This window comes from Streptomyces sp. NPDC048182 (assembly GCF_043202555.1).
Classification (GTDB): Bacteria; Actinomycetota; Actinomycetes; order Streptomycetales; family Streptomycetaceae; genus Streptomyces.
This window is the reverse complement of sequence record NZ_JBIDAQ010000013.1, coordinates 20,629-40,671: the sequence shown is the minus strand read 5'-3', so window position 1 is coordinate 40,671 and position 20,043 is coordinate 20,629. Positions and strand designations below refer to the sequence as shown.

Below are 20,043 nucleotides of genomic sequence, written 5' to 3'. Positions count from 1 at the left end.
AGGAAGGCGGCGCACCATGTGCCGATGGCTCGCCTACTCGGGGACGCCCGTCCTGCTGGAGACGATCCTCTACGAACCCGAGCACTCGCTGATCGACCAGAGCCTGCACGCCAAGATGGGCGTGGAGACGACCAACGGCGACGGGTTCGGCGTCGGCTGGTTCGGCGCGGAGACGGACACGCCGGCCGTGGTCCGGGAGACCGGCCCGGCGTGGAGCAACCGCAATCTGCGGGAGATCGCGGGGCACGTCCGCTCCCCGCTGTTCTTCGCGCACATCCGCGCCTCGACCGGCAGCGCCGTGCAGCAGACCAACTGCCATCCCTTCCGGCACGGCCGGTGGATGTGGATGCACAACGGGGCGATCGACGGCTTCGACCGGATCCGGCGCGACCTCGCCCTGGCGGTCGATCCCGGGCTCTTCCTGGACATCGAGGGGTCGACGGACTCGGAGATGATGTTCTTCCTGGCGCTCACCCTGGGTTTGGAGCACGACCCGCCGGGTGCGGTGGCGCGGATGGCCGGGCTGGTCGAGGAGATCGGCCACGAGCACGGCATCGCCCACCCGTTGCAGATGACGGTGGCCGTGACCGAGGGGCACCGGCTGTGGGCCTTCCGGTACTCCAGCCAGGGCGCCTCCCGGTCGCTGTACTACAGCACCCGCGTGGAGACCCTGCGCGCGCTGCATCCCCGGACGACGTTCCTGCGGGGCGTCTCCGACGGGACCCGCCTGATCGTGTCCGAGCCCCTGGGCGACCTGCCCGGCGTGTGGCACGAGGTCCCGGAGAGCAGCTACGGGATCGTCGAGCCGGGCGGCGACGCGCTGCTCCCCTTCACGCCCCGGGCGGCGTGAGCCGGGTCAGGTGGAGTCGCGCTGCGAGGGGCGGGTGCGGGGGACGGCGCCCTGGTCGGGGGCCGGGGCCGCCGCGGGCGGGGTGTGCATGAAGTGGTCGAGGGTGCCGGTCAGTTCGAGGAGGCGGGCGAGGAAGCCCGGACACTCCTCCAGGCGCAGCACCGCGCCCGCCTCGGTGGCCAGCCGGTGCACCATCAGGAGCGTGGCCAGGCCCATCGAGTCGCACAGGGTGAGCCCGGCGCAGTCCAGGCGCAGGGCGCTCGGGGCAGGCCGGGCGCCGAGCCGGCCGCGGGCGCTCTCCAGGAGGTCCTGGGCGCTGTCGTAGTCGAGGTCCCCGGCGAGCCGCAGCCGCACCTCGCCCGCGGCGGCGCCCGCGGCGGTGACCTGGAAGGTGTGTTCGGGAATGGTCGTCATGCGGGGGTTCCAGGGCCGGGGATCGTGGAGCGGGTGCCGCGCGCGGCGAGGGCGGCGCGGCCCCGGGAGAGGAAGCGGAGGGCGCGCGGGAAGTCCTTGAGCTCCCCGCCGAGCAGGTCGAGGCCGGGCAGCAGGACGGTGGCGGGGACACCGCGGGCCTCGAGGATCTCGCCGGTCCAGTCGAGGAACCCGGTGAACAGGCGCACGTCGTCGGTGTAGAGCGCGGTGGCGAGGAAGTCGACGATGTGGGCGAGGTCCTCGGCGGTGCGCTCGCGCTGCGGCTCGGTGTAGGTGCGCATGGCGGGCAGCCGCTCCTCCAGTCCCGCCAGGGTGTTCTTGACCAGCTGCCCCTTGCTGCGGGACAGCAGGGTGTACTCCTGGTCGGTCAGGTGGGGCAGGTCGTCCACCGGCTGGTGGGCGGTGCCGGGGGCGGGCCGGGGCAGGCCGCGGTCGAGGATGTCCGCGGCGGCCCGCGCGTCGGGCGCCCAGGCGTCCGCGCCGAGCAGCCGGGCGTAGCGGCCGTCGGGGCCGAAGGCGGCGCCGCCCGCGATCACGGGGACGCCGATGGCCTGGACGGCGGTGACGGCCGTGTGCGCGCCGGGCAGGCGGGTCGGGATCGAGGAGGACAGCGCGAGCACGTCGGGGCCGGTCTTGTGCAGGTGCGCGATCAGGTGGGCGGTGGGCACCTGCGCGCCGAGGAAGTCGACCGCGTACCCGCGCCCGCGCAGTACCTCGGCGAGGATCCGCGCGGGCAGCGCGTGCCACTCGCCGTCCACGCAGGCCACGGTCACCGTGCCCGCCCTCCCCGGTCCCGGGGCGGCCGGTGCGGGGGCGCGGTGCGCGAGGGCGGCGATGACGCGGTCGTGGATGGCGGTCGCGACGTGCTCCTGGGCGACGCTGATGCGGTCGGCCGCCCATTCGACGCCGACCCGGCGCTGGACGGGCGCGATGACGTCGAGGAGGACCGCCTCGGCGCCCACGCCGTCGTCGAGGGCGCCGAGGACGACGCGTCCCGCCGCCTGCTCGTCGCGCGCCTGGACGGCGTCCCACAGGGCGTCCCTGAGCCGGGCGTGCGGAGGGACCGTGGCGCTGCCGGGCCCGGTGTCGGTCGAGATCATGCCGTGTACCTGCCCGCGGTGTGTCCGTCCACTGCTGTGAGATGCGCGTTGGGGGGCGCGGTGATGGCGACCAGCGCCATGTCGTCGTGCCGGTTGCCGCCCACCCATTCGCCGGCGAGCATCTGGATCCGCTCGACGACGGCCTCGGCCGGCATGCCGGCGCAGTCGGCGAGCGCCGTGCGCAGCCGGGCCTCCCCGAAGATGACGTCGCCGAGCGGGCCGCCCCTGGCCTCGGTGATGCCGTCGGTGAAGAGCAGGCAGGTCTCGCCGGGGGCGAGGTCGATGTGCGCGGTGTCCGCGCGCACCTCGGACAGGGCCCCGATGAGCGTGCCGTGGGTGTCGGCCTGCTCCACCGTGCCGTTGTGCCGCACGATCAGCGGCGGCGGGTGCCCGGCGCTGGTCAGCCGCAGCCCGACCCGGCCGCCGCGACGCACCACGGAGGCGAGGACGAGGGTGGCGAACCGGGTGTGGTGGCTGTTGAGCAGGGCGCCGTTGAGCAGGCGCAGCATGTTCTGGTGGTCGTCGGCCATCGGCAGCAGCGCCTGGAGCGTGTTGCGGATCTTGCCGGTGAGCACGGCGGCATCCAGGCCCTTGCCGCACACGTCGCCGAGGACGGCGAGCGTCTCCCGGGAGGGGTCGGCGCCGGGGTGGACGTCGTAGAAGTCGCCGCCCACCCGGTCGGTCTCGCGCGACGCCCGGTAGCCGCCGGCGAACTCCACGCCGTGCACGTGGTGCAGGACGGGCGGCAGCAGGTCGGCCATGAGGGTCGCGGTGATGTCGGCCTGCTCGGTGTACAGCCGCGCCGCGGACAGCGCCGCGCCGGCCCGGGCGGCGAAGAGGCGGGCGAAGACCTCCTCGGAGGCGTCGAACGCGGTGCGGTCGCCGCGGCGCAGCAGGACCAGTGCGCCGGCCGGCACGCCGTGCCCCGGCAGCGGGCTGACGACGACCGAGCCGACGGGCCCCTCGAAGCCCTCCGGCACCGCCCAGTCGGGCAGCGTGGCGGGGTCGATCCAGCGGGAGGGCACGGGCGGGAAGCCCTGGAGCGCCTCGCTGAGTCCGGGCACCGAGGACGGGTCGAGCCGGGCGAAGCCGTGCGCCACGGTGCCGCCGTCGACGCTGCTGGCGAAGGCGTGGCGCCGGCCGGTGGGCGGCGTGACGATCAGCGCGGCGTCGGCCAGGCGCTCGGCGGCAAGGGCCACCGTGACCTCCATGCACCGCTGCACGTTCAGGGAGGCCAGCAACCGCGTGGACGCCTCGGAGAGGAAGGCGGTACGTTCCTGCTCGCTCCTGAGGGCGCTCTCGGCCGTCAGCCGCTCGGTGTCGTCGACCAGCCACCAGACCACCGCCCCGTCGGCGCCCGGGGTGGGGTGCGCCTCCAGCGTCAGGTCGCGGTGCCGGCCGCGGACCGACCGGGCCACGGCGCCGTGGCCCTGCGAGACGATGCGGCGGTGGGCGTCGGCGAGCCAGGACGGCGCGACGTCCTCCAGCCAGGCGCCGCAGGAGGCGTCGCTGAAGAGGGCGGCGGCGGCCGGGTTGGCCCGGACGATCCCACCGCCCGTGTCGACGACGAGGACCGGGTACGGCGCCTGCGTCCACGACGGTGCGGGACTCAGCGCGAGTCCCGGCTGCGGAGCGGCGCCTTCAGAAGCGGTCATATGCGGAGACCCGTACTCGACGGGCCTCACCACCTTCCCCTGGAAGACACACGAACCGTCCCACCCTCTCCCATCGACGCCCACGCATCAACCAGCTCCCCCTGATCGGAGCAGCTCGCGACCGGGCATCGCCATTCGCGTGCAGGATCCGCCAGGTCCGCACACCGAACGAACACTTTCCTCTGCCCCGGGGGACGCCGTGCACCCAGTCCCTCCCCCGCTGTCCCCGGCCGGCCGACGGCTGCGACAATGCCGCGATGAGCGAAGACCCGGAGATCCGGACCACCGTCACCGACGGCGTGCGCGTCGTGGCGACCAGGGGTGAGTTCGACCTCGACACGGCCGAGACGCTGCTCCCGGCCCTGGCCCCCGAGGGGAACGGCGCGGTCGGCACGGTGGTCGACCTGTCCCAGGTCGACTTCGCCGACTCGGCCTTCCTGCACAGCCTGCTGCGCGCCCTGCGCGACCACGAGTCGGCCGGGTCCGCCTTCGTGCTCGCCGGGCCCAACACCTTCGTGAGCCGCCTGCTGGAGGTCACGGACACCGCCCGCGCCTTCGCCATCGCCCCGTCGGTGGCCGACGCGGTGGCCGATGTACGGGCCATGAGCCGCGGCGACGAGGTGACGCGGTGACCTCCCCCGCGGCCCCGCGCGCCGCACGGAACGGGAGGACGGCCGGATGACGGAGGGCACGGCGATCCACGACGCCATCGGAGTCCCGAGGGAGCGGCCCGCCACGGCCGCGGCCGCACGCGACCAGGTGCGCCGGGTGCTCGGCACGCTCCCGGGTGGCGTGCCGCAGCACCTGGTCGACGACATACTGCTGGTCACCTCGGAGTTGGTGACCAACGCGCTGCGACACGGCGGCGGCGTGGCCGCCTTCCATGTCGTCCTGGAGCCGGGCACCCTGCGCGTCGCCGTCACCGACCGCTCCCCCGCACTGCCGGTCGACCGGGCGCACGGCTCCTTCGCCGGACTCGGCGGCTTCGGCTGGCCCCTGATCCAGCGGCTGAGCGACACCGTGACGGTCACCTCGGCGCCCCGGGGCAAGACCATCGAGGTGCTGCTCGCCTGCGCGCCCCGACGCGGCTGAGCCGCCGGACACCTCTCCCCCACCGGAGTCCCACTCTCCCCACCGGACCTCCACTCCCCCCGCGCCGGGCCCCCACGGCGCGCAAAATGGTATGCCATTTTTCGGCCGAACCCTTGACGCTGCCGTTCGCCGAAAACTACGTTCTGGGCCACCGGAAGGCCGCTTCCGGTTCGCGGAAACACCTTCTCCCCGCCTCCCGAGCCCAGGAGTCCCGTATGACTGCCCTGGAAGACCGCCACCCCGCCACGCGGACCGGCGAGCCGGCCACCAGCCCCGAGCTGTACACCTACGACCTGGCCCCGACCCGGCGGGAGGGACGCCGCTGGGGCGCCTACAACGTCTTCACGCTCTGGGCCAACGACGTGCACAGCCTGGGCAATTACGCCTTCGCCCTCGGCCTGTTCGCCCTCGGTCTGAACGTCTGGGGCATCCTGGCCGCCTTCGCGCTCGCCTCGGTCCTGCTCTTCCTGCTGCTGACGCTCTCCGGATTCATGGGCCACAAGACCGGCGTCCCGTTCCCGGTCATGAGCCGGATCGCCTTCGGGGTCAGGGGAGCGAAGATCCCGGCCGCCGTCCGCGGCCTGGTCGCCATCACCTGGTTTGGTATCCAGACCTACTTGGCCTCGGCCGTGCTGAGCGCCCTCCTGGTGGCCTTGTTCCCCTCCCTGGCGAGCCTGGACAGCGGCTCCCTGCTCGGCCAGTCGACGCTGGGCTGGATCACCTTCCTGGCGCTGTGGGGCCTCCAGGTGCTCATCGTGAGCTACGGCATGCAGATGATCCGCCGCTACATGGCCTTCGCCGCGCCCACCACCCTGCTCACGATGTGCGCCCTGGCGGTGTGGATGTTCGTCCGCGCGGACGGCTCGATCTCCCTTTCCGACGGCGACCCGCTGACCGGCGGCGCGATGTGGCTCCAGGTCCTGCAGGCCGCCGCACTCTGGGTGGTCGTCTACGGCACCTTCGTGCTCAACTTCTGCGACTTCACCCGCTCCGCGCGGAGCCGCGGCTCCATCGTGCGGGGCAATGTGATCGGCATCCCGCTGAACATGCTGTTCTTCGCCGGCATCGTGGCCGTGCTCAGCGGAGCCCAGTTCTCCCTGGACGGGCGGATCATCACCAGCCCGACGGACATCGTGCGGACCATCCCGAACCTGGTCCTGCTCACCGCCGCCTCACTCGCCCTCATCGCGCTGACCGTGGCGGTCAACCTGCTCGCCAACTTCGTCGCGCCGATCTACGCGCTGGTCAACCTCTTCCCGCGCCGCCTCGACTTCCGCAGGGCCGGTCTGGTCAGCGCGGTGCTCGGCCTGGTGATCACGCCCTGGAACCTCTACAACAGCCCGGTCGTCGTGAACTACTTCCTCGGCGGGCTCGGCGCGCTGCTCGGGCCGCTGTTCGGGGTGATCATGGCGGACTACTGGCTGCTGCGCCGCGCCCGGGTGAACGTGCCCGCCCTCTACACCGACGACGCCGGCGCCGAGTACCACTACCGGCGCGGCTACAACCCGCGCGCCGTCGCCGCCTTCCTGCCCAGCGCCGGCCTCGCCGTGGTCGTCGCCCTGGTGCCGGTCTTCCACGCCGCGGCCGGCTTCTCCTGGTTCATCGGCGCCCTGCTCGCCGCCGTCCTCTACACTGCCGTCGCCGACCGCGCGGCCCCGGTGCGCGACGTGGACGGCGAGAGCATCGCCGTGGCCGCCGAGTAGCCGGTTCCCCTTCCCTCTCCGTACCTCCGCCGCCCGACAGAAGGCTCCTCATCGCCATGCGCATCCTCGTGGTCAACGTCAACACCACCCCGTCCATCACCGAGGCGATCGGCAGGCAGGCGGCCGCGGTGGCCGCACCGGGCACCGAGATCATTCCGCTGACCCCCTCCTTCGGCGCCGAGTCGGTCGAGGGCAACTACGAGAGCTACCTGGCCGCCATCGCCGTGATGGAGGCCGTCCGCGGCTACCGGGAGCCGTTCGACGCGGTGATCCAGGCCGGTTACGGCGAGCACGGCCGCGAGGGGCTCCAGGAACTCCTTGACGTCCCGGTCGTCGACATCACCGAGGCGGCGGCGAGCACCGCGCAGTTCCTCGGGCGCCGCTACTCGGTCGTCACCACCCTGGACCGCACCGTCCCGCTCATCGAGGAGCGCCTCGCGGTGGCGGGGCTGAGCGCCCGGTGTGCCTCGGTGCGGGCCAGCGGGCTGCCCGTGCTGGCCCTGGAGCAGGACGAGCGGGCCGCGGTCGCGGCCGTCTCCGAGCAGGCCGCCCGCGCGGTGGCCGAGGACCGCGCGGAGGTCATCTGCCTGGGCTGCGGCGGCATGGCCGGGCTCGCCGAGCAGGTGGTGGAGCGCACCGGCGTGCCGGTCGTGGACGGGGTGTCGGCCGCGGTGACCACGGCCGAGTCCCTGGTCAGGCTCGGCCTGTCCACCTCCAAGGTGCGCACCTACGCGCCGCCGCGACCCAAGCGGCTGGTCAACTGGCCCCCGGTGGCGAGCTGACGCACCGGGGTATTCTGACGGGCCGCCCGGCTGCCGCACCGCACCGCCGCAGCCGGCGCGGACCGCGGAACGGGAAGACAGGCGAGGGACGGCGATGGCTGCGGCAGGGGACTTCACGCCCGAGTCCGAACGGGTCACGCGGCAGTTGCGCGACGAGATCGTCGACGGCGCGCGGCGGCCGGGCAGCCGGCTGGTCGAGCGCGACCTGGCCGAGGCGCTCGGCGTGAGCCGGCTCCCCGTCCGGGAGGCGCTGCGGACCCTGGTGTCGGAGGGCCTGGTGACGCCCAGGCCGCGCAGCTGGGCGGTGGTCCGCGAGTTCACCGCGAGCGACATCGCCGACCTGGACGAGGTCCGCTCGGGCCTGGAGACCCTGGCCTTCCGGCTGGCCGCGCAGCGGCACACCCGCCCAGGGCTCGAACGGCTGCGCGCCACCGTGGACGCGGAGACGGCGGCGGCCCGGGCCGGCGACGCGGTGGGAGCCCGCCGTGCGGCGGCCGACTTCCACGAGACGGTGATCTCGCTGGCCGCCAACGAGCTGCTCAACGAGCTGGAGCACGTGCTGCGCAGCCGCCTGCGCTGGCTGATGGGGCAGCACGACGACCTCCTCGGCGTGGCCCGGGAACACGAGGCGCTGTACCGGGCCATCGCGGAACGGGACGTCGAACGCGTCCAGGAGCTGGTCCTGGAGCACCTCGCGACCAGCCGCAGCACGGCCCTCGGCCACCACGCGCGGTCGCAGGACCCGGCCTGAGCGACGCGGGCGCCGTGCCCCGGGCCGTTCCCCCTCGTTGGGAGTGTCCGGGGACACTCGCCGCCGGACACGTGGACGGGCGGGCGCCGGGCATACGGGTGTCCTGGAGACCCGTATCCGCCGACCGTCCGCTGGAGTCGCCCCGTGACGCCGAGCCTGCGCACCGCGCACGCGTGCCGCGCCGCCTGTGCCCTGCTGCTCGCCTCAGCCGCTTGCGCCGCCGCCTGGCACCCCTGGCTCGCCGCCGCCGGCCTCGGCGCCGCGGCGGTGTTCGCCCACCGCGCGGCACGGGCCGGCACGGAGCACCGCCGGCGGGTGGCGCTGGCCCGGCAGGCGGAGTTGCTGGCCCGCCCGGCCGGGCCGGTGCCGGTCGCCGCACCCCGCCCGTGCTGCGCGTTCTGGCTGCTCGGGGACGGCAGGTCGCACGCCGAGGAGTGCGCGGGCGCGCGGCACCGGCCCGCGCCGAGCCGGCGTCAGCCCGCCCTGCCGTCGGGGAGCAGCGGGCGCATGAAGGTCCGCTCGTAGCGCACCACGCAGCCGCTCTCGTCGCGGATGCGGTCCGCCTCGACGAAGTCGGGGTCGGTGCCGAAGCGGGTGCGGTACTGCTCGTACGCGGCGAGGCTGGGGAAGCTGAACAGCGCGAGCGCGGCGTCGCTGGCGCCCTCGGCCGGCAGGAAGTACCCGTGGTGCTCGCCGCCGTGCCGGTTCACCAGTTCCATCCAGCGCCTGCCGAACCGCTCGAACGCCTCGGTCTCGGCCGGGTCGATGACGTAGTGGACCACGCAGGTAATCACGCCGGTCAGCCTAGGCGGGCCGCCCCGCCGACGCCTGCGGTTTCCAGCGCGGTCCGCAGCGCCAGCGGGGTGGCGGCGGCCCATGCCTGGGGCGAGCAGGAGTGCGGGTAGGGCACGGGCGCGGTGGTGGCCGCGCGGTCGTAGCCGGCGAGCACCTCGGGCAGGCGGTGGCCGTGGTGGGCGGCTGCGGCGAGGAGCCCGTCGGCGACCCTGCGCACCTCGTCGGCGAGGCCGTACCGGGCAAGGCCCAGGGCGATGACGGCGTTGTCGTGCGGCCAGGCGCTGCCCCGGTGGTAGGAGAGCGGGTGGTACGGCCGCTGCCCCGCGGCGAGGGTGCGGATCGCCCAGCCGGAGAAGAAGTCCGGTTCCAGGAGCCGCCGTCCGACCCGGCGGGCGCGGTCCACGTCCAGGATGCCCGACCACAGCAGGTGCCCGGCGTCCGAGGCGAGCGCGTCCACCTGCCGTCCCGCGCCGTCCAGGGCGAGGGCGGGGAAGTCCGCGTCCGGCATCCAGAAGTCGGCGGCGAAGCGGGCGCGCAGCGCGGCGGCCGCCTCCTCCAGGCGTGCGGCGTAGGTCTCGTCCCGCCAGACGTGCCGGGCGAGTTCGGCGGTGCCGAGCAGCGCGTCGTAGGCGTAGCCCTGCGCCTCGCAGACGGCGATGGGGCCCTCGGCCTGGGTGCCGTCGCGGAAGCAGATCGCGCCGGCGGAGTCCTTCCAGTTCTGGTTGACCAGGCCGTTCGGGTCGGGGGTGTAGACGAGGTAGCCGTGCTTCTCCAGGCCGCCGTCGGTGAGCATCCAGTCGACCGCGCGCCGGGCGTGCCGCTCCAGGCGGGCGGCGAGGCGGTCGCCTCCGGTGGTGTGGCGGTGGGCGTGCAGCAGGACGAGGAAGAGCGGGGTGGCGTCGACGGCGCCGTAGTAGCGGCCGTAGGGGACCTGCCGGAAGTGGGCGAGTTCGCCGTGCCGGGTCTCGTGGACGATGCGTCCGGGCTGCTCGCCGCTGAAGGCGTCGTGGCGCTCGCCCTGGGTGGCGGCGAGCGCGCTGAGCACGGCGGCGGCCGTCTCCGGGCGGTGGGGCAGCAGGAAGCAGGAGGTGAGCAGGGAGTCGCGGCCGAAGAGGGTGAGGAACCAGGGGATGCCGGCGGCCGGCACGGCCACCTGCTCGCCGTCCACGCCGGTGGCGGGGACGGTGAGCAGGTCGAGGTCGGCGAGGCCGCGGGCGCAGGTGAGCGCGAGGTCGTCCCGGCCTTCGGGTGCCTCGGCGGCCGGGCGTCCCGTGGCGGGTCGGTGCGCCGGGCGTCCGTGCGGGTGGGCGCGGACGGTCAGGTGCAGCTCGGCGGCGCCGTGCGGGTCGAGCGGCAGGTGCCAGCTCAGGACGCGGGCGGTGGGGGTGGGCCCGGGCCGCACGGCGTCGGGGGCGGGGCGTGAGGTCAGCTCGGTGCGGGCGTGCCAGTCGGCGCGGGTGTAGGTGAAGCCGAGGCCCTCGGGGGTCTGGTGGCTCTCCCGGACCGCGTCCGGCTTGGCGTACGTCCGGTCGTCGGCACGGAGTTCGAAGAGGTCGGCGAAGTCCGCGTCGACGGTCAGCTCGACGTGCGCGATGACCGGCTCCGGGCGGTTGCCGACCAGGCGGAGGTGTTCGGTGAAGGTGTCCGCCGCGACGCCCTGCCGGCGGAAGACGGTGTAGGCGGGCGGGTCGTCCCGGGTGCCCTCGGGGGTCAGCACGCAGGTCGCGGTGGCGTCGTCCTCGGCGGTGGCGGGCACCAGGGCGGCCGGCGCGGTGCCGTCCACGGTGAGCTGCCAGCGGCTCAGGTGCCGGGCGTCCTGGCAGAACAGCCCGCCGGGGGCCCGGCCCCGGCCGCCGGTGAGCGCGGCGTCGGCGCCGAGCCGTACGAAGGTGGCGTCGCGCACCAGTTGGACGTGGGCGTCGGCGGTCACGGGGTGGCCCCCTTCGGGTCGCACAGCAGGTCCAGGGCGAGGGCGGCGGTCCAGGAGAAGTCCCGGGCGCCGCGGGCCTCGCCGGTGAGCGGGTCGACGTACTCGGCGAAGCCGCTGCCGCCGGCCTGGTCGAGGAGGCCGGCGCGCAGCCGTGCGGCGTCCTCGTGGTGGCCGTGGGTGGTCAGGCCGCGCTGGATCAGCCAGGCGGTGTTGAACCACGCGGGGCCGCGCCAGTACCGGGTGGGGTCGAAGGCGTGGCCGGTCAGGGCGTAGCTGGGGACGAGGTCGGTGCCCGTGGCGCGGAAGTCCGGCCCGGTGAGGGTGGCGTGCAGGCGCCGGACGACGTCGGCGGGCAGATGCGGGACGAGCAGCGGGACCAGGCCGCTGACGCCCTTCTCGTCGACGGGGGCGCCGGTGTGCAGGTCGCGCACCCGGAACAGGCCGGCCTCCGCGTCCCAGAGCCGGTCCACCAGCGCCTCCGTGAGCCGGGCGGCGCGGGCGGTGTGCCCCGGGTCCGGTACGCCCAGCTCGCGGCAGATGTCGGCGAGGGCCAGCTCGCCCACGATGAGCAGGGCGTTGAAGCAGGGGTCCTCGACGGCGAACCGGTGCGGTGCCGCCGCGTCGTCGTAGCCGGCGTCCCGGTAGTCGGCGGCCAGCCGCACGTAGCGGCCGTAGTCCAGGTCGGTGGGCCGGTCGGCGGGGTGGCCGTGGTCGAGGTCGGCGCGGCGGAAGGCGCCGGCCGGCGCGGGGTCGACGCGGCGCAGGGCCTCGTCCCAGCAGGGGCTGTTGTCCATGCCGGGCTCCCACGGGTGGACGACGGCGGCGAGCCCTTTGCCGCCGAGGTCGCGCCGGGTGAGGAGGTAGTCGTGCCAGGCCGCGAGGCGGGGCCGCACCCGGGCCAGGAAGCCGCGGCGGCGGGACTCCGCCGGGTCGGCGCGGTGCACCAGCCAGGCGGCCAGCGCGTGCACCGGCGGCTGGACGATGCCGGAGGTCTCCGGGACCCGAGGCGCGCCGGCGACGCGGCCGGCCGAGGAGGAGCGCCAGAAGTCGGGGCTCGGGAAGTACGCGTCGTGCGGCACCGCCGGGTTGAAGACGATGTGCGGGACGCGGCCGTCGGCCCACTGGGCGGACAGCAGGGACTCCAGTTCGCGCTGGGCGCGGCGCACCGAGAGGTGGCGCAGGCCGATGGCGACGAAGGCGGAGTCCCAGCTCCACTGGTGGGGGTAGAGGGTGCGGGAGGGGACGGTGGAGGTGCCGGTCCAGTTGCCGATGAGGACCCGTGCCGCACCGCGCCGCAGGGTCAGGTCCGCGGGCGCGGTGGGCGCGGGCCGGTCCAGGAGGGCCGGGGTGTCCGCGGAGTCCAGGAGATCCAGGGGGGACTTCACGCGCCCGACCTCTTCAGGAAGTCCGGGACGGAGCGGACGGCCTCGGCGGGGTCGCCGGTCAGCCGGCATTCCAGGGCGAGGTGGCCGTCGTAGCCGGCGGTGTGCAGGGCGCCGAGCCAGGCCGGCCAGTCCAGGTGTCCGGCGCCGGGCTGGAAGCGGTTGGAGTCGGAGACCTGGGCGTGGCCGATGAGGTCGGCGTGGGCGAGGATCGCGGCGGCCGGGTCGGCCTCCTCGATGTTCATGTGGTAGCTGTCGATGCCGATCCGGACCGAGTCGAGGCCGGTGGCGCGGATCAGGTCTGCGGCCTGGTCGAGGCGGTTGACCATGTGGTCCTCGTACCGGTTGAGCGGCTCCAGGAAGAGCGTGACGCCCTCGCGGCGGGCGTGCTCGCCCAGTTCGGCCAGCCCGGCGAGCAGCACCTCGCGGTCCTCCTCCTCGGTGCGCGGCGGCTCGAAGGGCGGCAGCCGGCGGGAGAACATGCCGTACGAGGCCGGGGTCTGGGCGCCGGTGCCGCCGATCTCGGCGATGACGGTGAGCTGGGACTTCATCTGGGCGACGGCGTCGCGGCGCAGGTCCTCGTCGAAGGCGCCGAGGAAGTGCAGCATGTCGACGCAGACGGTGGGCATGACGACGCCGTCCTTGCGGGCCTGCTTCAGTTCGTCGAGGCGGGCGGCGAAGTGCTGCTCGCCCTTGCCGCGCAGCTCGATGGCGTCGTAGCCGGCCTGCTGGGCGAACTCCCACTTGGCCTGGAGGGTGTCACCGGGGAGGAGTTGCTCCTGGGCGGCGGTCTTGAGCATGAGGGGCCTTTCGGGGATCAGGCGGAGGAGAGGGCGGCGACGGGCGGCGGTCAGAACTCGAGGACGACCTGGAGCGCCTCGGCGGGCCGCTCGTCGAGCAGCACGTAGGCGTCGGCGGCCTCGGCGGCCGGGACGACATGGCTGACCAGGGAGGCGACATCCACGCGGCCCTCGGCGACCAGGCGCAGGAAGGTCTGCTGGAGGCGCTCGACGCTCCACCGATGGGCGAGCTGCGGGGGCACGGCGCCGATCTGGGAGCAGATCAGCTGGACGCGGTTGTGGTGGAACTCGTCGCCCAGGCGCAGGCCGATGCCGTCGCCCTGGTAGAAGCCGGAGGCGACGACGCGCCCGCCGGCGGCGACCGAGCGCAGCGCCTCGTGCAGGGCGGGGTAGGCGCCGCTGATCTCGATGGCGAGGTCGGCGCCGAGCCCGCCGGTGGCCTCGCGGACGCGTTCGGCGACGGCGTCGGTGCGGGCGTTGAGGGTGTACCGGGCGCCGTACGCCCTGGCGCTCTCCAGGCGGCCGTCGAGCGCGTCGACGGCGGTGACGCGGGCGCCGCTGAGCTGGGCGAGGCGGGTGGTGAGCAGGCCGATCACGCCCTGCCCGAACACGGCGACGTCCTCGCCGAGGTGGATGTCGCCGGCCAGCACGGCGTTGTAGGCGATGGCGCCGACCCGGGCGAAGGCGCCGGCCAGCGGCTCCAGGCCGGCCGGCAGGGTGTGCCCCAGCATGCGCTCGGCGGGCACGATGCCCTCGCTGCGGTGGCCCCAGATGCCCCACGCCAGGTCGCCGGGGACCGGCAGGCCCGGGGTGCCGGCCAGCTCCGGGGAGACCTCGGTGACCTCGCCGACCTCGGAGTACCCCCAGCCGGCCACGGGGTAGGCGATGCCGGCCGCGCCGTCCCGGAAGAGCCGGGCCTCGGGGTCCCAGGTGCGGGTCAGGTACGGGTTGGTGCCCCGGTAGGCGGTCAGCTCCGTGCCGGCCGAGATGCCCGAGTAGCGGGTCCGCACCCGCAGATGGCCGGGCGGCAGCTCGGCCCGGTGGTGCTCGGCGACCTCGACCTGGCGGGGGCCGGTGAACTGGACGACGCGTTCCACGGATGACACGGGTGACACGGGTGGCTCCGATGAGGGTTGCTGGTGGGCTGCTGATCGGTGTGCTGCTGGGCGTGCCGAGCAGTTGCGTCGACAATATCCGCAACTTATGTCTTGTCAACCGGCAAAAGTAATGCTGTGATGCGTGACGAGTAGACGTAAGCCGGAACGAGGACACGCAATGCGCTTCAGGACCCTGCGGTCGAGGATGACCGCGGTCGGCGTCACGGCCACCGTGGTCGGCGGCCTGCTGACGGGCTGCGCCGGCCGCACCGGGCCGGGCACACCGGACCGGGAGATCACGGTCTGGTCCCAGGAGAACCTGCCCGACCGCGTCGCCGCGACGCGGAAGGTCGTCGCCGGGTTCGAGGAGAAGACCGGGATCAAGGTCCATCTCGTCGGGGTGGACGAGGGGCAGATGCCCCAGCTGATCATGTCGGCGGCGGCCTCGGGCACCCTGCCCGACGTCATCGGCGCGGCCCCGATGGGCCAGGTCTGGCAGATGTACGGCAACGGCCTGCTGAACACCGACATCCCGAAGAAGATCGTCGGCGAGCTGGGCCGGAACACCTTCAACGCCAACGCGCTGGACCTGACCTCCGACGGCGCCACCAGCCTCGGCGTGCCCTCCGACGCCTGGCTCCAGCTGCTCGCCTACCGCAAGGACCGGTTCGCCGAGCAGGGCCTGCCGGCCCCCGACACGTACGGCAAGGCGCTCACGGCCGCGAAGGCGCTCACCGGCGACGGGCACGACGGCATGTCGGCCGCCACCGACCCCAGCGACGTCTTCACCTCGCAGAGCTTCGAGAGCATCGCCCTCGCCAACGACTGCCAACTGGTCGACGCCAAGCACGAGGTGGCCCTGAAGTCCCCGCAGTGCGAGAAGGCGTTCGACACCTACGACAAGCTGGCCCGCGAGTACGGCGCCCCCGGCACCCAGACCGTGGACTCCACCCGCGCCACCTACTTCTCCGGCCGGTCCTCCATGGTGATCTGGTCCTCCTTCCTCCTGGACGAGCTGGCCGGCCTGCGCTCCGACGCCCTGCCCAGTTGCCCGGAGTGCAAGAAGGACCCGCACTATCTGTCCGACAACACCGGCATCACCACCGCGATGCGGGGCCCGGACGCGAAGCAGGCCGCCCAGTTCGGCGAGATCACCTCCTGGGTGACCACCAAGACGGCCGAGACCGCCGCCTCCCAGCAGTTCATCGAGTACATGATGGGCACCGGCTACGAGTCCTGGTTCGGCATGGCGCCCGAGGGCAAGATCCCGGTCCGCAAGGGCACGGCCGCCGACCCCGACCGCTACCTGACCGCCTGGCGGCACAGCGACATCGGCGTCGACACCCGCAAGCCCCTCGACCAGGTCTTCTCCGGCCAACTCCTCGACCAGCTCGCCGACGGCGTCGGCAACCTGCGGCGCTGGGGCATCACCGAGGGCGAGGGCGCTCTGGTCGGCGCCACCAACGGCGAGCTGCCGGTGCCCAAGGCCGTCGGCGCGATGACCAGCGGCCAGACCTCCCCGTCGGAAGCGGCGCACGACGCCGACGACGAGGTGGCCGCCCTGAAGAAGTCCCTCCAGTAGCCGCCCGCACGTCGTTCGAAGGTCTTCCATGACAACAGCCCCCACCGGCGCACCGCAGCGCCGGGACACCCCGCCCAGGGCCGCGGACCGGCCGGACTCCCCCGGCCGCCGTCCGCTGACCGCGAGCCGGCGCGCCAACCGCGCGGGCCTCGCCTTCGTCTCCCCCACCTTCCTCGTCGTCCTCGTGGTGGTGGTGCTGCCCATCGCCTGGACCGTGCTGCTCGCCTTCCAGCGGTCCCGGCTCGTCGACATCCAGGGCATGGGCCTGTTCGGCAACTGGACGCTGCACAACTTCGCGCAGGTCTTCGACTCGGCCGGCTTCTGGTCGAGCCTCGGCACCACCCTGCTCTACACGGCCGGCGGCACCTTCGGCTCCGTACTCCTCGGCCTGGTCGCCGCGCTGGCGCTGCGCAAGCCCTTCAAGGGCCGCGGCCTGCTGCGCGCGGCGATGCTGCTGCCGTACGTCGCCCCCGTGGTCGCCGTGGCCTTCGTCTGGGAGGTCGCGCTCAGCCCGCAGTACGGCATCGTCAACGACTGGGGCCGGCGCCTGTTCGGCTGGGACGACCCGATCGCCTTCCTCTCCACCCGCGAGTACGAGGTGAGCTTCCTCGGCGCGCACTTCGACATCCCGCTGGCCCTGCTGACGGTGATCGCCTTCGAGTGCTGGCGCTACTTCCCCTTCGCCTTCCTCTTCATCCTGGCCCGGCTCCAGGCGGTGCCCGACGGCCTCGAGGAGGCGGCGCTGGTGGACGGCGCCACGACCACGCAGCGGTTCCGGCACATCCTGCTGCCGCAGCTGATGCCGGTGATCGCGCTGCTGTGCGTGCTGCGCTTCATCATGACGTTCAACAAGTTCGACGACGTCTACCTGCTGACCGGCGGCGGCGCCGGCACCGACGTGGCCGCCGTGCGCGTCTACGACTTCCTCACCGCCCGCTACGACGTGGGAGCGGCGGCGGCCCAGGCGCTCGTCCTGGCGGTCGCGCTGATGATCCTGCTGGGCCTCTACTTCAAGTTCTTCGGCAACAAGGTCCAGGAGGAAGCGTGAGCGGCAAGGCGGTCCTGACCCGGGCCCGGTTCGAGGAGCGGCTGTTCGGCGTCCTGCGCTGGGTGGTCATCGCGTTCCTCGTGGTGATCACGGTGGTGCCCTTCTACTACATGGTGCTGCTGTCCCTGAAGCCGATCGACGCGCTGCTGCTCGACCCGGGCTCGCTGTGGGTCTCGGGCAAGGACTTCACCCTCTCCACCTACCGGGACGTGCTGAAGTCGGCCGACTCCGGCGGGCAGGGCTTCCTGAAGTTCCTGCTCAACTCGGCGCTGGTCTCGCTCGGCACGGTGGTGCTGACCCTGCTGGCCGCGGTGCCCGGCGCCTACGCCGTCAGCCGGCTGCAGTTCTTCGGCCGGCGCCAGGTCAGCGCGCTGTTCCTGGCCGTCTACCTGTTCCCGGCGACGCTGCTGGCCGTGCCGCTGTTCGTCATCTTCGCCCGGATCGGCCTCTCCTCCAGCCTGGTGGGCCTGGCCATCGTCTACGTCGCGCAGACGGTGCCGGTGTCGATCTACATGCTGAAGAACTACCTCGTCACCATCCCGGCCTCCATCGAGGAGGCGGCGGCGCTCGACGGCTGCTCGCGGCTCCAGACGGTGCGCAAGGTGATCCTGCCGCTGGCCCTGCCGTCCCTGATGGCGACCGGCCTGTACGTGTTCATGATCGCCTGGAACGAGTTCCTCTTCGCGCTGCTCTTCCTGGCCGCCGACCCCGGCAAGTGGACGGTCTCCCTGGGTCTGGCGCAGCTGTCCAACGGCATCGAGGTGCCCAAGACGGTGCTGATGGCCGGGTCCGTGGTGCTGACGATCCCCGTGGTACTTCTGTTCTTCGCCGCCGAACGCCTCCTGACCGAGGGTCTGACCAGCGGCGCCGACAAGAGCTGAGCCGTGGGGGACGCCATGATGACACCGAGTCAGGCCAGCGCGGGCGCGCTGCTGCAACTGATCCGCAGCGGACGCGCCAACACCCGGGCCGACCTCCAGCAGGCCACCGGGCTCTCCCGGTCCACGGTCGGGCAGCGCCTGGACCTGCTCAACCGGGCCGGATGGCTGCGCAGCTCCACCGGTTCCTCGACCGGCGGGCGCCCCTCGCACCGGATCGTCTTCGACCCCACCCACGCCTCGGTGCTCGCCGTCGACCTGGAGACCCGGCACGCCCGCGCGGCCGTCCTGGACCTGGCGGGCACGATCCTGGCCGAGCACACCGGACCGATGGACGTCGGCGAGGGCCCGGAAGTCGTCCTGGACCGGCTGGCGGACTGGTTCCCCGACCTCATCGCCGCCGCGGGGATCACACCGTCGCACGTGGCCGGGATCGGACTGTCCGTGCCGGGCCCGGTCGACTGGGAGAGCGGCCGGGTCATCGAACCGCCGATCATGCCGGGCTGGGACCGGTACCCGATCCGGGAGCGCCTGCAGAAGACGTTCGCGGCGCGGACGGGGCTCGACGGGACGGACGTGCCGGTGCTCGTGGACAACGACGCCAACCTGATGGCGCTCGCCGAGTACCAGGCCAGCCACCGCGACTGCGCGTCCTTCGTGCTGCTGAAGGTGTCCACCGGCATCGGCGCCGGGGTCGTCATCGGCGACCAGCTCTACCGGGGCATCGACGGCGGCGCCGGGGACATCGGGCACATCCGGCTGCACGACCGGGCCGACGCGCTGTGCATGTGCGGCTCGCAGGGCTGCCTCGCGGCCGTGGCGAGCGGGCGGGCCATCGCCAAGGAGCTGGCCGCCCTGGGCCTGGACACCGCCTCCGGACAGGATGTGCGGCGGCTGCTCAACGAGGGACACCCGGACGCCGTGCGCCTCGCCCGGGAGGCCGGGCGCCGGGTGGGCGAGGTCCTGGTGACTGTCGTCACGCTGCTCAACCCCGGCGTCCTGATGATCGCCGGCGAGCTGTCCGGGGTGCCCTTCCTGACCGGCGTGCGCGAGCTGGTCTACCAGCGCGCGATGCCCCGGGCCACGGCCAACCTCCAGGTCGTCACCTCACGGCTCGGCGACCACGCGGGACTCATCGGGGCCGCCGCGATGGTCGTGGAGCACCTCTACTCCCCCGCCGGCGCGGACGCCCGGCTGGAACGCCTCGACGAGACGGGAACACCGCGATGACCACCTCTGCCGCTTGGAACCACCCGCCGGTGGAGGTCGGCCTGGTGGGCGCCGGCCCCTGGGCCCGCGCCATGCACGCCCGGGTGCTGGCCGCCGGGCCCGAGACACGGCTGACCGCCGTATGGGCCCGCCGCGCGGAGGCCGCCCGGGAGGCCGCCGCGCCCTACGGTGCCCACGTCGCCGCCGGGTTCGAGGAGCTGCTCGACTCGTGCGAGGCGGTGGCCTTCGCCGTGCCGCCCGCCGTGCAGGCCGAGCTGGCGCCGCTGGCCGCGAAGCGGGGGAAGGCGGTGCTCCTGGAGAAGCCGCTCGGTCCCGACCTCGCCGCGGCGCGCCGGGTGGCCGACGCGGTCGCGGAGGCCGGCGTGGTCTCGCAACTGGTGCTGACCAAGCGCTACCACCCCACCACCCGCGCCTTCCTGGACGCCGCCCGCTCCTTCGAGGCGGCCGGCGCCCGCTCCTGCTACCTGCACGGCGCCTTCCTGGGCGGCGAGATGGCCACCGGCTGGCGCCTGGAGCACGGCGCCCTGCTCGACCTGGGCCCGCACCTCCTGGACCTGCTGGACGCGGCGGTCGGCCCGATCACCGACGTGCGTGCCACCGGCGACCCGCGCCGCTGGGTCGAACTGACCTGCGTGCACGAGAACGGCGCCGTCAGCCAGGCCTCCCTCTCCGGCGCCGTGGCGGTCCCCCGCGCGGTCACCCGCGTCGAACTCTTCGGCGCCGCCGAGCCGCTGGTCTACGACACCGCCGGCATCGACCACGAGGAGTGCTGGCCGGTGCTGCGCCGCGACTTCGCCACCGCCGTCCGCACCGGCACCCCCGCCACCCTTGACGCCCGCCGGGGGCTGTACCTCCAGGAGCTCCTGGAGCGGGCCGCGCGCGGCTGACGCTCTGCCAGGGGATGACGCGCCGGACCCCCGTTCCGCCGAAGCGGGA

The 20,043-nt window shown here is 73.8% G+C and carries 20 protein-coding genes; 12 read left to right on the top strand and 8 right to left on the bottom strand.

The window, feature by feature from the left end; genetic code table 11:
* The first annotated feature begins 16 nt into the window (after positions 1-16).
* The gene (locus tag ACGFZL_RS23885; protein ID WP_393694539.1) at positions 17-850 is read left to right on the top strand and encodes a class II glutamine amidotransferase; all 834 of its coding nucleotides are present in this window, start codon (positions 17-19) and stop codon (positions 848-850) included.
* A gap of 6 nt (positions 851-856) precedes the next feature.
* On the opposite strand, the gene ACGFZL_RS23880 is transcribed toward ACGFZL_RS23885, so the two are convergent.
* Genes ACGFZL_RS23880 through ACGFZL_RS23870 form a run of 3 tightly spaced genes read right to left on the bottom strand, consistent with a single transcriptional unit; the run spans position 857 to position 4,037 of the window.
* Positions 857-1,264, bottom strand: a complete 408-nt coding sequence (locus ACGFZL_RS23880) for an STAS domain-containing protein (protein WP_355171882.1) — start codon at positions 1,262-1,264, stop codon at positions 857-859.
* Positions 1,261-2,382, bottom strand: a complete 1,122-nt coding sequence (locus tag ACGFZL_RS23875; protein WP_393694537.1) for a B12-binding domain-containing protein — start codon at positions 2,380-2,382, stop codon at positions 1,261-1,263. Before ACGFZL_RS23875 ends, ACGFZL_RS23880 begins: the two co-directional genes overlap by 4 nt.
* A complete protein-coding gene (locus ACGFZL_RS23870; RefSeq protein ID WP_393694535.1) occupies positions 2,379-4,037 on the bottom strand; it encodes a SpoIIE family protein phosphatase in 1,659 nt (552 codons plus the stop codon). The genes ACGFZL_RS23875 and ACGFZL_RS23870 overlap by 4 nt, the downstream gene beginning before the upstream one ends.
* A 257-nt stretch (positions 4,038-4,294) precedes the next feature.
* Here ACGFZL_RS23870 and ACGFZL_RS23865 point away from each other — a divergent pair, with 257 nt between their 5' ends.
* From ACGFZL_RS23865 to ACGFZL_RS23840, 6 genes are all read left to right on the top strand, one after another.
* Positions 4,295-4,669, top strand: coding sequence for an STAS domain-containing protein (locus ACGFZL_RS23865; protein ID WP_393694533.1), 375 nt, complete (start codon positions 4,295-4,297; stop codon positions 4,667-4,669).
* A gap of 46 nt (positions 4,670-4,715) precedes the next feature.
* Positions 4,716-5,129, top strand: coding sequence for an ATP-binding protein (locus tag ACGFZL_RS23860; RefSeq protein WP_355171890.1), 414 nt, complete (start codon positions 4,716-4,718; stop codon positions 5,127-5,129).
* 215 nt (positions 5,130-5,344) lie between these two features.
* The gene (locus tag ACGFZL_RS23855; protein WP_393694531.1) at positions 5,345-6,832 is read left to right on the top strand and encodes an NCS1 family nucleobase:cation symporter-1; all 1,488 of its coding nucleotides are present in this window, start codon (positions 5,345-5,347) and stop codon (positions 6,830-6,832) included.
* 56 nt (positions 6,833-6,888) lie between these two features.
* Positions 6,889-7,614 carry an aspartate/glutamate racemase family protein gene (locus ACGFZL_RS23850; protein ID WP_393694529.1) on the top strand — a complete coding sequence of 242 codons (726 nt, stop codon included), beginning with the start codon at positions 6,889-6,891 and terminating at the stop codon, positions 7,612-7,614.
* A 94-nt stretch (positions 7,615-7,708) separates the two neighbouring features.
* Positions 7,709-8,365: a GntR family transcriptional regulator gene (locus tag ACGFZL_RS23845; RefSeq protein ID WP_393694527.1), complete on the top strand. Its 657-nt coding sequence runs from the start codon at positions 7,709-7,711 to the stop codon at positions 8,363-8,365.
* A gap of 144 nt (positions 8,366-8,509) precedes the next feature.
* Entirely contained in the window at positions 8,510-8,890 is a 381-nt protein-coding gene (locus ACGFZL_RS23840; RefSeq protein ID WP_393694525.1) for a hypothetical protein, read from the top strand.
* Here the strand turns inward: ACGFZL_RS23840 and ACGFZL_RS23835 are convergent.
* The 5 genes from ACGFZL_RS23835 to ACGFZL_RS23815 are packed head-to-tail and all read right to left on the bottom strand — an operon-like array spanning position 8,839 to position 14,369.
* On the bottom strand, positions 8,839-9,159 hold the full coding sequence (locus tag ACGFZL_RS23835) for an NIPSNAP family protein (RefSeq protein WP_355171900.1): 321 nt from the start codon (positions 9,157-9,159) through the stop codon (positions 8,839-8,841). The two genes, ACGFZL_RS23840 and ACGFZL_RS23835, sit on opposite strands and share 52 nt — an antisense overlap.
* 5 nt (positions 9,160-9,164) lie before the next feature.
* The gene (locus ACGFZL_RS23830; RefSeq protein ID WP_393694523.1) at positions 9,165-11,090 is read right to left on the bottom strand and encodes a glycogen debranching N-terminal domain-containing protein; all 1,926 of its coding nucleotides are present in this window, start codon (positions 11,088-11,090) and stop codon (positions 9,165-9,167) included.
* Positions 11,087-12,475, bottom strand: a complete 1,389-nt coding sequence (locus tag ACGFZL_RS23825) for an MGH1-like glycoside hydrolase domain-containing protein (RefSeq protein WP_393694521.1) — start codon at positions 12,473-12,475, stop codon at positions 11,087-11,089. Before ACGFZL_RS23825 ends, ACGFZL_RS23830 begins: the two co-directional genes overlap by 4 nt.
* On the bottom strand, positions 12,472-13,272 hold the full coding sequence (locus tag ACGFZL_RS23820) for a sugar phosphate isomerase/epimerase family protein (protein WP_393694519.1): 801 nt from the start codon (positions 13,270-13,272) through the stop codon (positions 12,472-12,474). The genes ACGFZL_RS23825 and ACGFZL_RS23820 overlap by 4 nt, the downstream gene beginning before the upstream one ends.
* Before the next feature lie 50 nt (positions 13,273-13,322).
* Positions 13,323-14,369, bottom strand: a complete 1,047-nt coding sequence (locus tag ACGFZL_RS23815) for a zinc-binding alcohol dehydrogenase (RefSeq protein ID WP_393694774.1) — start codon at positions 14,367-14,369, stop codon at positions 13,323-13,325.
* Between the two features lie 178 nt (positions 14,370-14,547).
* Here ACGFZL_RS23815 and ACGFZL_RS23810 point away from each other — a divergent pair, with 178 nt between their 5' ends.
* Genes ACGFZL_RS23810 through ACGFZL_RS23790 form a run of 5 tightly spaced genes read left to right on the top strand, consistent with a single transcriptional unit; the run spans position 14,548 to position 19,994 of the window.
* The gene (locus tag ACGFZL_RS23810) at positions 14,548-15,951 is read left to right on the top strand and encodes an ABC transporter substrate-binding protein (protein WP_393694517.1); all 1,404 of its coding nucleotides are present in this window, start codon (positions 14,548-14,550) and stop codon (positions 15,949-15,951) included.
* Positions 15,952-15,979: 28 nt separating this feature from the next.
* Entirely contained in the window at positions 15,980-16,999 is a 1,020-nt protein-coding gene (locus ACGFZL_RS23805; protein ID WP_393694515.1) for a carbohydrate ABC transporter permease, read from the top strand.
* Positions 16,996-17,880 (top strand): carbohydrate ABC transporter permease, encoded by an 885-nt coding sequence (locus ACGFZL_RS23800; protein WP_355171910.1) that lies wholly within the window; start codon positions 16,996-16,998, stop codon positions 17,878-17,880. Before ACGFZL_RS23805 ends, ACGFZL_RS23800 begins: the two co-directional genes overlap by 4 nt.
* Positions 17,881-17,898: 18 nt before the next feature.
* Positions 17,899-19,107 (top strand): ROK family protein, encoded by a 1,209-nt coding sequence (locus ACGFZL_RS23795; protein ID WP_393694772.1) that lies wholly within the window; start codon positions 17,899-17,901, stop codon positions 19,105-19,107.
* Positions 19,104-19,994, top strand: coding sequence for a Gfo/Idh/MocA family protein (locus ACGFZL_RS23790; protein ID WP_393694512.1), 891 nt, complete (start codon positions 19,104-19,106; stop codon positions 19,992-19,994). The genes ACGFZL_RS23795 and ACGFZL_RS23790 overlap by 4 nt, the downstream gene beginning before the upstream one ends.
* Positions 19,995-20,043 lie beyond the last annotated feature (49 nt).

Bases quoted from the DNA above. Each gene is read 5' to 3' on its own strand.
- ACGFZL_RS23885 (WP_393694539.1), top strand. From the start codon at position 17: ATGTGCCGATGGCTCGCCTACTCGGGGACGCCCGTCCTGCTGGAGACG.
- ACGFZL_RS23880 (WP_355171882.1), bottom strand. From the start codon at position 1,264: ATGACGACCATTCCCGAACACACCTTCCAGGTCACCGCCGCGGGCGCC.
- ACGFZL_RS23875 (WP_393694537.1), bottom strand. From the start codon at position 2,382: ATGATCTCGACCGACACCGGGCCCGGCAGCGCCACGGTCCCTCCGCAC.
- ACGFZL_RS23870 (WP_393694535.1), bottom strand. From the start codon at position 4,037: ATGACCGCTTCTGAAGGCGCCGCTCCGCAGCCGGGACTCGCGCTGAGT.
- ACGFZL_RS23865 (WP_393694533.1), top strand. From the start codon at position 4,295: ATGAGCGAAGACCCGGAGATCCGGACCACCGTCACCGACGGCGTGCGC.
- ACGFZL_RS23860 (WP_355171890.1), top strand. From the start codon at position 4,716: ATGACGGAGGGCACGGCGATCCACGACGCCATCGGAGTCCCGAGGGAG.
- ACGFZL_RS23855 (WP_393694531.1), top strand. From the start codon at position 5,345: ATGACTGCCCTGGAAGACCGCCACCCCGCCACGCGGACCGGCGAGCCG.
- ACGFZL_RS23850 (WP_393694529.1), top strand. From the start codon at position 6,889: ATGCGCATCCTCGTGGTCAACGTCAACACCACCCCGTCCATCACCGAG.
- ACGFZL_RS23845 (WP_393694527.1), top strand. From the start codon at position 7,709: ATGGCTGCGGCAGGGGACTTCACGCCCGAGTCCGAACGGGTCACGCGG.
- ACGFZL_RS23820 (WP_393694519.1), bottom strand. From the start codon at position 13,272: ATGCTCAAGACCGCCGCCCAGGAGCAACTCCTCCCCGGTGACACCCTC.
- ACGFZL_RS23810 (WP_393694517.1), top strand. From the start codon at position 14,548: ATGCGCTTCAGGACCCTGCGGTCGAGGATGACCGCGGTCGGCGTCACG.
- ACGFZL_RS23805 (WP_393694515.1), top strand. From the start codon at position 15,980: ATGACAACAGCCCCCACCGGCGCACCGCAGCGCCGGGACACCCCGCCC.
- ACGFZL_RS23795 (WP_393694772.1), top strand. From the start codon at position 17,899: ATGACACCGAGTCAGGCCAGCGCGGGCGCGCTGCTGCAACTGATCCGC.
- ACGFZL_RS23790 (WP_393694512.1), top strand. From the start codon at position 19,104: ATGACCACCTCTGCCGCTTGGAACCACCCGCCGGTGGAGGTCGGCCTG.